The 12,874-nt window shown below is 52.0% G+C and carries 16 protein-coding genes; 10 read left to right on the forward strand and 6 right to left on the reverse strand.

The annotated features are described in order from the left end of the window. A partial coding sequence (locus tag ABEA66_RS01430; protein ID WP_345585380.1) for a transposase occupies positions 1-458 on the reverse strand: 458 nt, incomplete at its 3' end. 286 nt (positions 459-744) lie between these two features. Between ABEA66_RS01430 and ABEA66_RS01435 the strand changes: the two genes are divergently transcribed. Further along, positions 745-1,227: a hypothetical protein gene (locus ABEA66_RS01435; protein ID WP_345585382.1), complete on the forward strand. Its 483-nt coding sequence runs from the start codon at positions 745-747 to the stop codon at positions 1,225-1,227. 52 nt (positions 1,228-1,279) lie between these two features. On the opposite strand, the gene ABEA66_RS01440 is transcribed toward ABEA66_RS01435, so the two are convergent. Continuing rightward, complete coding sequence (locus ABEA66_RS01440; protein ID WP_079912367.1) at positions 1,280-1,645, reverse strand: hypothetical protein; 366 nt, start codon at positions 1,643-1,645, stop codon at positions 1,280-1,282. A gap of 77 nt (positions 1,646-1,722) precedes the next feature. Between ABEA66_RS01440 and ABEA66_RS01445 the strand changes: the two genes are divergently transcribed. From ABEA66_RS01445 to ABEA66_RS01465, 5 genes are all read left to right on the forward strand, one after another. Continuing rightward, positions 1,723-2,265, forward strand: a complete 543-nt coding sequence (locus ABEA66_RS01445; protein WP_345585391.1) for a histidine phosphatase family protein — start codon at positions 1,723-1,725, stop codon at positions 2,263-2,265. A 33-nt stretch (positions 2,266-2,298) separates the two neighbouring features. Then, a complete protein-coding gene (locus ABEA66_RS01450) occupies positions 2,299-2,946 on the forward strand; it encodes a hypothetical protein (protein ID WP_345585393.1) in 648 nt (215 codons plus the stop codon). 235 nt (positions 2,947-3,181) lie between these two features. Then, positions 3,182-3,658 (forward strand): GNAT family N-acetyltransferase, encoded by a 477-nt coding sequence (locus tag ABEA66_RS01455; protein ID WP_345585395.1) that lies wholly within the window; start codon positions 3,182-3,184, stop codon positions 3,656-3,658. A gap of 44 nt (positions 3,659-3,702) precedes the next feature. Further along, entirely contained in the window at positions 3,703-4,224 is a 522-nt protein-coding gene (locus ABEA66_RS01460) for a nucleotidyltransferase domain-containing protein (protein ID WP_345585397.1), read from the forward strand. Beyond that, on the forward strand, positions 4,225-4,470 hold the full coding sequence (locus tag ABEA66_RS01465) for a hypothetical protein (RefSeq protein WP_345585399.1): 246 nt from the start codon (positions 4,225-4,227) through the stop codon (positions 4,468-4,470). It abuts the gene before it with no gap. Positions 4,471-4,570: 100 nt separating this feature from the next. Here the strand turns inward: ABEA66_RS01465 and ABEA66_RS01470 are convergent, their stop codons facing one another. Both ABEA66_RS01470 and ABEA66_RS01475 read right to left on the reverse strand, forming a co-directional pair. Then, positions 4,571-4,813, reverse strand: coding sequence for a zinc ribbon domain-containing protein (locus ABEA66_RS01470; RefSeq protein ID WP_079912372.1), 243 nt, complete (start codon positions 4,811-4,813; stop codon positions 4,571-4,573). A 75-nt stretch (positions 4,814-4,888) separates the two neighbouring features. Further along, positions 4,889-5,875 (reverse strand): helix-turn-helix transcriptional regulator, encoded by a 987-nt coding sequence (locus ABEA66_RS01475; RefSeq protein WP_079912373.1) that lies wholly within the window; start codon positions 5,873-5,875, stop codon positions 4,889-4,891. A 119-nt stretch (positions 5,876-5,994) separates the two neighbouring features. Between ABEA66_RS01475 and ABEA66_RS01480 the strand changes: the two genes are divergently transcribed. The 3 genes from ABEA66_RS01480 (at position 5,995) to ABEA66_RS01490 (ending at position 8,878) form a co-directional block, all read left to right on the forward strand. Next, entirely contained in the window at positions 5,995-6,882 is an 888-nt protein-coding gene (locus ABEA66_RS01480; RefSeq protein WP_345585404.1) for an SDR family oxidoreductase, read from the forward strand. Between the two features lie 265 nt (positions 6,883-7,147). Beyond that, on the forward strand, positions 7,148-7,906 hold the full coding sequence (locus ABEA66_RS01485; protein WP_345585406.1) for a hypothetical protein: 759 nt from the start codon (positions 7,148-7,150) through the stop codon (positions 7,904-7,906). Between the two features lie 36 nt (positions 7,907-7,942). Then, positions 7,943-8,878, forward strand: coding sequence for a phosphotransferase family protein (locus tag ABEA66_RS01490; RefSeq protein WP_345585408.1), 936 nt, complete (start codon positions 7,943-7,945; stop codon positions 8,876-8,878). Positions 8,879-9,012: 134 nt separating this feature from the next. On the opposite strand, the gene ABEA66_RS01495 is transcribed toward ABEA66_RS01490, so the two are convergent. Together ABEA66_RS01495 and ABEA66_RS01500 are read right to left on the reverse strand one after the other, a co-directional pair. After that, complete coding sequence (locus ABEA66_RS01495) at positions 9,013-10,083, reverse strand: LLM class flavin-dependent oxidoreductase (protein WP_377740352.1); 1,071 nt, start codon at positions 10,081-10,083, stop codon at positions 9,013-9,015. A 342-nt stretch (positions 10,084-10,425) separates the two neighbouring features. Next, positions 10,426-11,259 (reverse strand): helix-turn-helix transcriptional regulator, encoded by an 834-nt coding sequence (locus tag ABEA66_RS01500; protein ID WP_345585410.1) that lies wholly within the window; start codon positions 11,257-11,259, stop codon positions 10,426-10,428. A gap of 150 nt (positions 11,260-11,409) precedes the next feature. On the opposite strand from ABEA66_RS01500, the gene ABEA66_RS01505 reads away from it, so the two are divergent. Next, positions 11,410-12,792 (forward strand): MFS transporter, encoded by a 1,383-nt coding sequence (locus ABEA66_RS01505; RefSeq protein WP_345585412.1) that lies wholly within the window; start codon positions 11,410-11,412, stop codon positions 12,790-12,792. Positions 12,793-12,874: the final 82 nt, after the last annotated feature.

The following is a 12,874-nucleotide window of genomic DNA, read 5'->3' on the forward strand; positions in this document are numbered from 1 at the left end:
TTAGCCTTGATGTGGGTCGAATCCGAAACTAGCACTCGCCCTCCCACCATGCGATGCTGGACTGCCTGAAGCACAATTTCATCAAATACGTCTTGGAAGACCGTTGTATTTACGAAACGTTTGCGCCGGTTCCAGCTGATTGTTGTGTGGTCAGGGACGCGATCGGTCAGACCAAGTCCAAGGAACCAACGATAGGCGAGATTGGTTTGAATCTCCTGTTCTAAGCGTCGCTCCGAGCGAATGCCGTAAAAATAGCCAAGGAAGATCATTTTGAAGAGAACAACAGGATCAATAGCAGGTCTTCCATTATCTTCACAGTAGAGTGGAGTTACTTTTTCACGAATGAAGTCAAAGCTGATATATTTGTCCACTTTGCGGAGCATATGATCTTGAGGAACAAGGTCTTCGATAGATACGAACTCATACGCAGTTTGTTTACCTTGATTATAACGAAGCATTGTTTTCACCGTCCGATTAATGTAGTACTTATATTATACAACATTAACGCGGTGTCGTGATAAAAATGAGCATAAAGAATGGCTGTCGAGACTTTTTCGACAGCCTGTAGACCTCGAAAGAGGTCTCTTTTTTTGCCCAAAACCCGAAAGAACATGAAGAAGTTTTTCTCTTTAATTCGGTCTTTCGCTGTATTTTAATGAATAGAAGGAATCGATTCGGGAGAGGCGGGGTACAGTGTCGTTAACCATTCTTTTTTTACTGGGAATTATAGGGGTTACGCTTGTTATGACATTCAGAGCTGCGCTGGCAAGGGCTATACTTGACGACAACGCCGTCGTTCAAAGATTGCGAGGAGCCGCATGGTTTCATCATTATTGGAAAGGCGGTCTGCTGCTGTTTGCGGTGAATGCCGCATTGTTTTTTACCGCCGTGCTTGGATTTTACGGGGCCATAATGTATTCCATACCGTACGTTCACATTCTGTTGATGCTTATTGCTGTCGTGGGGAGTATCTATGTATGGCTAATCATCAATCGCTCTTGGCGGGGGCTGCGGCGTGACCGCATCAAGATGGGATTGGTGGGAAGCAGCTTTTATGCTTTATTAGGCATGATGTTCATGTATGGGCTGATGACACTTAAGCCATCGTATCCGGGTGAGGATACCTTTATGGGAGCCATCGGTCTCCTGTTCGCCATCGTTGCAGCCCTCGGTGCATTCGTCACCTGCTTGGTATTGACCGGCTTTTCGAAGAGCGATCAGAAATGAATCATAGGCTGTGAGAACTCGATCGGATGCGGGTCGGCCATACAGAGCTCCATTACTTATTATATCTGCGTCTGATCTCGGCCAGCTTGTTCTCCAGCTCATGCTCCAAATCCAGCTCAAAGAAATTTGCAAGCTTGCACAGATAAGCCAGGCAGTCGGCAAATTCCTTCCCCAGATTTTCTTTAATTTCTTCCTTCGCCTGCAGGTAGGCTTCGTTTTGGTCCAGGCCCGCGTCCCTCAAATCCGCCGTTCTATACAGCAGGGTACGGAATTCCTCCGCTACCTCGGCAACCTCTGTCGTGAGCAGCATGTGAATATACAGCAGAAACTCCTTGCTGGATTGAAAGTCATTCTTATCGACCTTGTCCCAGCCCATATCCTCCTGAAAAGTCTGATACATTTGTTGAACCGCTTTCAATTAACCTCTTCCCTTCTGATCCTGTTATAAATTACAATTATTGTTATTATACGACATAGATAGGAGGAAGAACATACATGATTTATGTCATCAGGCACGGGCAAACCGATAGGAACAAGGAAGGCAGACTGCAGGGGAGACAGGGGCTTCCGCTCAATGACAGCGGCATCAAGCAGGCGGAATGGGTAAGAGACCATCTTCGGCACATACCGTTTGATTACGTCTTTTCCTCTCCCCAGGAAAGAGCGCTCCAAACGGCACAAATCATAACGGGGAAGCCGCCGATAACGGATCCGAGACTCGATGTGTTTGATCTGGGCGAAGCGGACGGACTAACCAAAGCGGAAGTCAAGATGGCCGGTGCCGTTCCCGATCCCAGCGTGTATGAAGGCGTTGAGGATGTGGACGGGTTTGTTAGAAGGGTTTTCGCATTTATGCATGAGCTCGAGAAAAAGTACGGCTTGCAACAGGCCCACATTCTACTATCCGGACACCGGTGTACGACGGGATGTATAGGATCGTATTTCGAAGGTCTGCCCAAGGACGGCAACCTCTTGAAATTATCTTCAGACAGTGGACAGTACAAAACGTATTCCTTCCGTTCGTTGAATTTGACATAACTATAATAAAATAAAACGAGGTGCATTACTAAGATGCCACTGCCGATGATTCATTTCCAAGTTGCCGTTCATTTTTTCCGGAATGAGGATATTCCTGCTTCTTTTATTCTTGGCAATATAGCGCCGGATGCTATCCACATGAGAAAGAACGCAAGCAGAGAGGATAAGAAGAGAACTCATTTTGATGCTGAATCCGATACTAGTAAGCGGGAGCTCGTACAGAGGGAATATTCCCATTACATCAGCATGAATGCCAATGAGGAATGGAAATGGTTTGTTCGAGGATACTTTGCTCATGTGCTTACCGATTATTTTTGGGTGCAGCAAGTGTATTCCAGCTTTAAAGAGAAGGCTTTGGCTGATGGGCTGGAACCCGAATCGATGAGAAGAGCCTATTATCGGGATACGGATCAGATCGATTTCAACTACTATCGAAACAAACCGTGGACCGGCAAGGTTTGGAGCCAATTGATTCAATCCAAAGCCTTTGCTCTGGAGCCTTACGTTACCTTTGATGAAGTGAACTATTGGCGGTACAGGACGGTACATTGGTTCGATCTGTTGGCCAAGGAGCCGGGAGAGACGCCGCGTTATATTACGGAGCCGATGACCGAGGAATTTAGCCAAGCTGCCGCCGAGCGCGTGAAACAGGTACTTACGGATTGGGACCCAACGCTTTAATATTTCGTCTAATGGCAGCTGGCCATAAGAGTATAATGATTTATTACCTTTATTTGGTATGTGGATGAAGCATATTATTAGGAAAAGGCTGCCGCCTAAAGGAGTTTGATGATCATTCGACATAGGCAAATCGGCAGACTACCGCGGGCCAAAGATGCGGAAAGCATAAGACTGCTTCAAAGCATAATGGACTTTTGATCATGGGATAATTGCACTATTAAGGGGAAGGAAGCGTATGATCTTTAGAGAATTGGATGAGCTGGATGAAAAGCTGAAGGCGGGCATGGAAGCATTGAGAGGCACTATGATCGTATCAAGGGGCCGCGTACATATTTTGCAGGAACTGCCGGGATTTGCCGCAATGATCGGCGACGAGATCCAGGGATTAATCACCTATCATCTGCGTGAGGACGAATGTGAAATTGTCTCTCTGGACAGCAGAATCGAGGGCAAAGGTCTAGGAACGAAGCTAATCCAACTTGTTATAGAAAAAGCAAGACAGAAGGGCTGCAGACGAGTCTGGCTGATTACGTCCAATGATAATATAAAAGCGATACGCTTTTATCAGAAAAGAGGCTTCGATTTAAAGGCTGTTTATCCCGATGCGATTACGGAAGCACGAAAAATAAAGCCCTCCATTCCATGGGTAGGGTACGACGGCATCCCTGTTCGGCATGAAGTTGAATTTGAGTATAGGGTAACGCAGCTGTAAGGTTGTTCTGCTCATAGATCGCTGCAGATGAGGAGGATGTCAGGATGACGATAACCCGTGAGACCATTATACAAGAAATCGCCGCCGATCTCGGAAGTCAGGACTATATACTGGCAATCTGGCTGGAGGGCTCGGACGGTACCGGGAGCTTGGACGAATATTCGGACATCGACATGGTGTGCTATACCAAGGAAGGCTTCGGAGAGGCCGCATTGTCGCGGCTGGATGATTGTATCGGACGCATGGGTGCGGTCGATATTGCCTATGAACAGCCGGGGCGGCCCGCCAATAACCGTTATAAGGTTTATCATATCATAGGGACCCCGGACCATTTGTTGATCGATGTGACCGTGCAGAGCGAGAGTATGCCCGTTGCATTTATCCATGAGGACCTGACCGTAGTACCGGTTGTTTTGATCGATAAAGCAGGCATTGTGAAAATGGCGCATGTGGAGTCTGCTGCCCATCTATCCCGGCTTCGCCAGCAATGGCTGCAGGCCCAGGCTATATACAGTCAGAGGAGCCGGGCAGTGAAGTATACTAAGCGCGGGCTATTTTTGGAGTAGATGATCTACTATCAGAAATACGTTTTGCAGCCGTTGGTCGATGTGCTCCGCATCCTCCATACTCCTTATCAGGCGGACTGCTATTTAGTGCACGGTTCGAGGGATTTTCCGGCGGACGTGGTGCTGACTCTGGAATATCTATATGGGGTCAAAACCGTGCAAGATATAGCAGAGCGGATCGAGGCGGCCGATGAGATGTTTCATCAGGCTGTGGCTGAGACGAAGGCCAGGCTCTCCTGGGCATAGGCGGATTAGAGTAACCACTGCGCTAAGTCTTAAGCAGCACAAGCAGCCCTCCACACGGATAAAGTGATGGAGGGTTCTTGCTTTCCGGCGTTTATTAATCCTAGCCAAACAAAATATCCAGTACGGTTCCCAGCTGCCCTCGGCTTTTTCCTTCAAGAATACTGGGATTGTACACTTCGACGAAACCGCAATGCTCACAGGAAACAAACAGAAAATGATTGTGTTGAATATCTAGGAGCTTGCTTAACCCGGTTCCTGTCATAGCAACTTCCTTGATTCTGCAGCTAGTGCCGCTGCATTTGGAGCATTTGAACTTTTCCTGGATGGCATCCTCGATTCTCATCAGCATTCGCCTCCTATTTATTTACAACTATGACGAGTGGTTGTAATAGAAAGTTCCGGTCTCGAAGAAAAAGAATCAGTCATACATCGTCATAATAGCCTGTGCCCCTGCCACGACGGCTTGCCGCAGCTCTGCGGGTTCCAGAATGAGAAGCCGGGCCCCGAACCCCAGTATGATCCCGACAGCCGATTCCAAGGTATTGAATGCCAATTCAGCCTCATACCATCCGTCAGGGGAGGGTTCGCTCCACGCTTGGATGCGGACATAACGTGTCTGCTCCAATCGGGCACGGGCCTCTTCGTGCACCCTTGCGCGTGCCGGATAAGTCGGCAGATCCGCGCGGAACCGATTCACCGACTGCTCCCAATAGGAGGCAAGCTGAAAGCCTTCCGGCCGTACGGCGGGTGCTGACAGCATTTCCGCCGCGCGAATGCGCGAGATACGGTAGGTTCTTGGCTCGACAGTTTTCATATTTTGGGGGTCGCTAGCATTCGAATCAGCAGGAAGCGCAACAAGGTACCAAAGCGTGCCCTTCACTACAAGGCCTAACGGATGCACCGTGCGATAGCCGGATCTGCTTTCCGATACGTAGTCCATATGAAGCTGCCGCCCTTCCCAGACGGCCTCTTGCACAAGGTGCAAGAGCGGCACATTCTCTCCGGACGGATGCCATCCGGCTCCGTCCACGTGCAGCCTCTCGCGGGTGTACTCGACATCCCGCCGCAAGGTGGGGGTCAATGAGGCCAGCAGCTTAAGCAGCGCGGCCTCAAAGGTACTGTCCCAGCCGAGATCGGCGACATGACGATGGGGCTTGGCAGCGAGTAAGGAGACGATCTCGCTCTTGTTCATGTTGGCCCAGTCTGTGCGATATCCCTCCATCAGCTTCCAGCCTCCTTGCGAACCTCGTTCGGCATAGACAGGTATGCCTGCAGCGCTAAGCGCCTCCATATCACGGAAGATGGTTCGTACGGATACTTCTAATTTTGCAGCCAGCTCATTCGAGGTCAGACTGCCCTGCGTATGCAGCAGGAGCATAATTTTCAAAAGCCGGTCCGCTCTCAAAGGGCATCACTTCCTTGCTCATGGTTTTCTTTTATTTTATCACATATATATGACAGTCCTTGACATGATTACTTTGTTATCTTAAAGATGAAACTAAGAGAGAAGGAGTTGCTAGTAGGATGAGCATTCATGCGAACAAGCCCTTGGAAGGGCGCGTTGCTCTAGTTGCCGGAGCGACTCGTGGTGCGGGCAGAGCCATTGCAATCAAGCTGGGAGAAGCGGGGGCGACAGTGTATGTTACCGGCCGGAGCACCAGAGGCAACCCGTCCCCGATGAAGAGACCGGAAACCATTGAGGAAACCGCTGAGCTGGTCACTGCCAGGGGAGGCTTCGGCATATACCACGCTGTGGATCATACAGAGGAGTCCCAGGTGAAGATGCTGTTCGAGCGCATAAGCGATGAGCAGAAGGGACGGTTGGATATTCTCGTCAATGACGTATGGGGCGGGGAGATGCTCGTCCACTGGGGTACGGGCTTCTGGGAAAGCCCGCTGGCAGACGGCCTCCTTCTTCAAAAGCAAGCGGTGCACTCGCACATGATCACTTCGTATTACGCCGCGCCCCTTATGGTGAAACGTAAGCGGGGACTCATCGTCGAAGTGACCGACGGGGTAGGCTATCACTATCGGGGCAATCTGTACCACAGCCTTGCCAAAATCGGAGTTTCTCATCTAGCTCAAGCGATGGCGGCCGATCTCAAGCCGCATGGCGTTGCCGCAGTTTCGGTGACCCCGGGATTTTTGCGCTCCGAGGAGATGCTGGAGCATTTCGGAGTTACGGAGGAGAATTGGCAGGAAGCAGGGAAGAAGGATATTCATTTCCTGCAATCGGAGACTCCGTTTTTCGTCGGGCAGGCGATTGCTTCCTTGGCGACGGACCCCCGAGTGATGGATAAAACCGGCCAGCTCCTCAGCTCATGGGGATTATCGGACGATTACGGATTTGCCGATGAAGACGGCCGACGCCCGCACTGGGGACGCTACGCGGAGGAGCAGGGCTTCAGCTAGAATGAGTTCGGCTTGAACCAAACTATTTTCAAACAATTCGGCGTATAAATAAAGGATCGCAGACTGCTATGCCAGTACTTCGATCCTTTTTTCTATGAATCATCATTGCTAAACGAACATTTGTTTGGTAAAATTACAATAATATGGTACAGTATGTCAGTTTGGCAAGTCCAGTTCACTTGATGACATCGTCTTCTAGAGTGTTGGATCAGAGAGCTCTCCAATCCATTCATCAGGATGGCTCGGCCTTAAAGGAGGGGACAGAATGATTAAGAGAAAACTGACCGCCGCCTACTTCACTTCTTGGGCTATCGTGCTGTGGGTTTCATTTCCCTTCGTGTCTCTGGAGGGAGCTTGGAATGCCGCTCAGAACTATTTGTCCTGGGCTGCTATCATTGCGATGTATGCCGTACCTTCCATTTTTCTGTACGGTATTCTTATTTCCTCTCTGTTGGAGCTGGGCGCAGCGAAGCTGAAAGTTTCCGGTCCTGTCGAATGGATAACGTCCGGCTTGCTGCATGCTGTCTTCGGGCTTTTATTCGGTTTTGTCCTCCAATCTTCCATGTTCAGCATCATGGGCGGGGCTTCGGCGATCTTATTCTTTCTTATTGACAGAATCATTCTGGCGTTTCTTCCGTACCTTAGACGGAGCTTACGCGTTGTACTGTTCAGCGCACCCCTTCTTCTTTTTGGAATATCCGCAGGATCGATCTATGCTCTCTCGCCACCCAAGCCGCCCTTTACCAGTACGGATGCCGTGCAATTCGCGACTTCGGGCACCGGAACGGTAATCGACTTATTCCCTAAGCAAGCCGGTATGGTGAAGCTTCAGATCGAAGGGTATGATGTAGAGCGAGAAACGGCCGTGGAAGAGACCGGGGAAAAAGAAAAGTATCTGGTACATTTCATAGAGCGTTGGAGCAAGGGGGAAGAAAAGGGAGAACACCGCATGATTTATGAGGTGACCCGAGGTGCGATGGGAGGAAAGGGCGGCGGAGGCAACGAGCCGCCTTATAGGAGGTAAGGGAGCAACTAAATCTAAGCAAAGGATGGGAAAAGTATGGGTTCGATCGATGCGGAGCTTTCGGAACGCGTCCTGGGTTGGGTAATCCGGGCCGTACATCCCGAGGCGACAATTCTTTCCGTACAGCAGCTGCACGGAGGCGTGTCATCTTTGGTTCATGGGATCAGCTTGGCTGTACGCGGAGAAGTAAGCTCGGTCGTGCTGCGCCAGTTCCATAATGCGGAATGGGTTCGGGAGGAGCCGGATCTGGCTGTCCGCGAAGCGGAGAGCTTGCGCAGGGCGGTGCAGTCGGTCGGCGTGCAGACGCCGAGGCTGATTGCCTTCGACGCGACAGGGGATCAGTGCGGCATGCCGGCCCTAATGATGACCCGGCTCGAAGGCTCCGTCGTGCTGGAGCCGAGGGAGCCGAACCGGTGGCTGCAAGGAATGGCCGAAGCGCTGGCAGGCATTCATGCGGCGGATGCAAGTGGCTTTGGATGGACGTTTAAGCCGTATACCAACGCTGCCAAGATGGATGCATCTTCGTGGTCGAGGTATCCGGACAAGTGGCGGATGGCGGCCGAGATCGTCCAAGCCTCCCGTCCGGAGGCAGTGACACGTTTCATTCATCGCGACTATCATCCAACGAATATTTTGTGGAGCGGGGATAAAGTGAGCGGCGTGGTGGACTGGGTCAACGGCTGTCTGGGTCCGGCAGGCATCGACGTCGGCCATTGCCGCGTGAACCTTGCGCAGCTGCATGGTGTCGGTGCAGCCGACGCATTTTTGGAGTATTACCGGAATCGTACCGGAGACTCCTTTCAATACGATCCCTATTGGGATCTGGTTACCTTGATCGATTATGCCTTCTGGCCTCCTGACGTCTATGAGGGATGGACGGCGGTAGGGATGAACGGACTAACGAAGCAGATCATCATTGAACGGCTGGACTCGTATTTGATAAGCGTTCTAGACCGCGTGTCAGGTTGTTAAGGCTTATTTTCAGTTGCATCGCTTTCAGGAATAGCCGTTTCGGGAGCCGGTTGATGAAGCCGCACCAGAAATTACAAAAAGAAGTGTGGGAGAGCACACTTCTTTTTGTAATTTGGAGCTATAACTGGCCGCCGCTATCCTTGGGATTCGATGCGCTCCAGCTCCTTATGCACGATAGGCGCTACCCGAGTGCCTAGCAGCTCGATGGCATGCATGATGTCGCGATGCGGCATCGTGCCGACGTTGATGTGGAGGAAGAAGCGGGTGACTCCCAGTTTTTTGCGCAGCAGGAGAATCTTCTCGGCTACGAATTCGGGATCGCCGACATAGAGCGCACCGCGAAGACTGCGTCCGGCATCAAAGGTGGAGCGGGTGTACGGTCCCCAGCCGCGTTCGCGTCCGATGACGTTCATTTGGGCTTGTGTCGGCGGGAAGAACAGGTCGGCCGCTTGTTCGGTTGTGTCGCCGACAAATCCGTGCGAATGGGTCGCGATCTCCAGCTTGTCGGGATCATGCCCGGCCCGGACGGCGGCCTCTTTATAGAGCGCCACTAACGGTGCGAAGCTCTCCGGCATACCGCCGATTATGGCGAAGGCGATGGGGAGCCCGAGCATCCCCGCGCGAACGGCGGACTGCGGATTTCCGCCGCTTGCAATCCATACGGGCAGCGGATCCTGCACGGAGCGGGGGTAAACCCCGAGATTATCGATGGGCGGACGATGCCCGCCGCGCCAGGTCACCTTCTCCGATGCCCTGATCTTGAGCAGCAGCTCCAGCTTTTCCTCGAACAGCTCGTCATAGTCTTCCAGACTATACCCGAAGAGCGGGAACGATTCGATGAACGAGCCGCGGCCGGCCATAATCTCCGCCCGGCCGTTGGAGATGCCGTCTAGAGTAGAGAACGCTTGATATACGCGAACCGGATCATCCGAGGACAGTACGGTTACTGCACTTGTCAACCGGATCCGCTTGGTCATAGCCGCTGCCGCAGCCAGCACAACGGCTGGTGAAGTGCCTGCGTAGTCGGCCCGGTGATGCTCTCCGATGCCATAGACATCGAGACCGACCTGATCGGCCAGCACAATCTCCTCTACTGCGTCACGCAGACGTTCGGCATGGCTGATGCTTTTACCGGTCACCGGATCCGGAGTTGCTTCCAGAAACGTGCTGATTCCAATTTCCATTTTCTTTGCTTGATGGGCCATTTGATTTCGCCTCCTATATCCTATATATTACTCACTTTTTTATGGTTTCTCAACTAAAGTAAGTAAATAGAAGGGAAGGATGCGCCGTGGAACGAGAAATCATCCGGGCAGCGCGGGAGCTGGCATCATTCCGTTCCCTTTCCGCAGTGTGTTCGGGGAATGAAACGCGGATCAAATGATAGAAGAAGTGGAGGTGCGAACATGGGGGATTGGCAAGGGTTTCTTGGACTATTATGAAGTTCATTCTGGATTAGAGGAATCGGACGATAACGGCAGACGGGTGCGATATCTTCACTGCCGCCGAATCATCTGCTTGCACTTGTCATTAAGCTTGATTCGCCCTTACAGACTTAGAAGCTTTTTCATTTTATCGGGGGTATCGTCTAAAGGCATATTAATTGTCACTGTTAGGTGCGGTGACGTTGTCGAAAGAAACGAAATCTGATCGAAAACAAGACGTCCCGCTGCCGGATGATGATTGACCTTCAGCCCCTCAGGACCGCTTAACACATCATGCTGCGGCCACCAGGCTCTGAATTCTGCGCTGGTTCGGTTCAATTCCTCAATAAGACTGCTCCACCAAGGGTCGCCGACGAAATTTCCGTATAGGGCGCGAAAATTAGCCAGCCGATGCCGGGCATGGTTCTCCCAGTTTTCCTGAAGCATCAGGCGGACATACGGGGACGTAAACGTCCGCCAGACCGAATTGCGCTCGCGGCCGGACATCGACGCATAATCCCCATATACGAGACAAGCCGCCCGATTCCACGCTACGATATTCAGGCGCTGATCGGTAACATACGCCGGACTTGTCCCTTGAAGATCGAGGAACGCTTGTAACGTTGAATCTACAGGTTCATCGATCGGTGCGGCGTCGGCTGGCAGCTGTTGAAGGGCAAGCATGTACAAATGCTTGCGTTCATTGGAATCTAGCTGAAGCGTGCGCGCAATGCTGTCCAGAACCTGTGAGGATACTTGAATGTCTCGCGCTTGCTCTAGCCAGGTGTACCAATCCACGCTGACTCCGGAGAGCAGCGCTACCTCTTCCCGGCGCAGTCCTGGCGTGCGGCGCCTTCCTCCGCCGGGAAGACCTGCCTGCTCAGGAGAAAGGCGCGCGCGCCTGGAACGTAAAAACTGGGCCAGCTCCATAAGCCGTTCCTTGGCCGTTGGTGCCATTAGATTCACCTGCCTCTAAAGAAGGATATTAGGGTAGGAGAATAACTCCTAGGATAAACCGTCATCTTCTTTGCTGCTGTCATCCATTATACACTCTCCCTGAAGAAAGCAACTGCTTTCAATTAGGGAATAGAAGGGAATGGAGACAAATTGGACAACATCGCGCAAATTCAGACGGAAACGTCGAATAAGATGACAAGGGCTTTGCTGCTTCTTGGCATATCGTTAGGATACTTTATGGTCCTCCTGGATACAACTGTCGTGAGCATTGCGCTCCCGGCAATTCATGCGGACATGGGCGGAGGCATCGTCGGCCTGCAATGGGTCGTGAATTCATACACCCTGGTTTTTACAGGCTTTCTGCTCTCAATGGGGGGAATTGCCGACAAGCTGGGAGCCAAGCGGGTGTACGTTGGCGGTCTTGTCTTGTTTCTTGCCGCATCGGCCGTTAGCGCCGCCGTTCCCTCGCTTCCTTGGTTAATTGCCATGCGTGCGGTACTTGGCATCGGCGGGGCTGCTCTGATGCCTTCCTCGCTTTCGCTAATTGCCCGGGCTTTTCCTGAACCGGCGAAGCGTGCTCGGGTTATGGGCATCTGGGCGGCGGTAACCGGAATCGCTATGGCGTCGGGCCCTGTTATCGGCGGATTTCTGGTCGATTCGTTTGGCTGGCGCAGCATATTTCTTCTTAACGTGCCGCTTGCTGCCAGCGTTGTGTTAACATCCCGGCTGGTCCCGGAGACGCAACGAAACCGGGAAAGCGGCTTCGATTGGTTAGGACAACTGCTTGCGATTGCCGCAATAACAGCATTGTCCTTTGCAATTATGGAAGGGGAGGTCTATGGATGGGGCTCCCCGGTCATTGCCGGGGGTTTCGGCTTCTCCGCGCTGAGCATTCTTTGGTTCCTGATCCACGAAGCCAAGGCCAAGGCGCCGCTTCTCCCGCTTTCTATATTCCGTAATCCTACCGTATCCGCCGGCATGGTTAACGGGATGGCTATTAATTTCGGCTTATCGGCCGTTCTATTCATTCTGCCATTGTTCTATGAACAAATACGGGGTTTATCCGCTCATTTGGCAGGACTTGCACTTCTGCCGATGACCATTCCGCTTGCGGTAAATCCGGTGGTAACCGGGCGCATTGTGGGGCGCTTCGGAGCGCGACTCCCTATGACAGCCGGCTTCGCACTTACGGCTTTAGGCGTGCTGCTGCAAACCGGAGCGGATACGGACACGGGCCATATTCTTGCAGCGATCGGATTGCTGCTAATCGGCCTCGGAGTCTCGCTCACGATCCCTTCGTTAATGACGGCCGTTATTTCTGCTGCGCCGAAGGAACAGACCGGCACCGTATCCGGCGCGCTTAATTCAAGCAGACAGCTCGGGGCTACCCTTGCCGTTGCCTTTGCCGGAGCGATCATAAACGGCAGCGAATCGTTCACAGCCGGGATGCGTGTATCATTCCTGGCTGCTGCAGTGATTTTGTTAGGCGGGAGCCTGCTTTCTTACCTGCTGATGGGCCGCAGGAAGGGATAGAGCAGTCGCAGCTGCGATAGCTCGTATCAGTCCAGTCCCCTAGGTTTAGGGGGCTGGCCCTCTTGGCAGAGTAACTTTCCGA

It is taken from the genome of Paenibacillus vulneris (genome assembly GCF_039543185.1).
Lineage (GTDB): Bacteria > Bacillota > Bacilli > Paenibacillales > NBRC-103111 > Paenibacillus_S > Paenibacillus_S vulneris.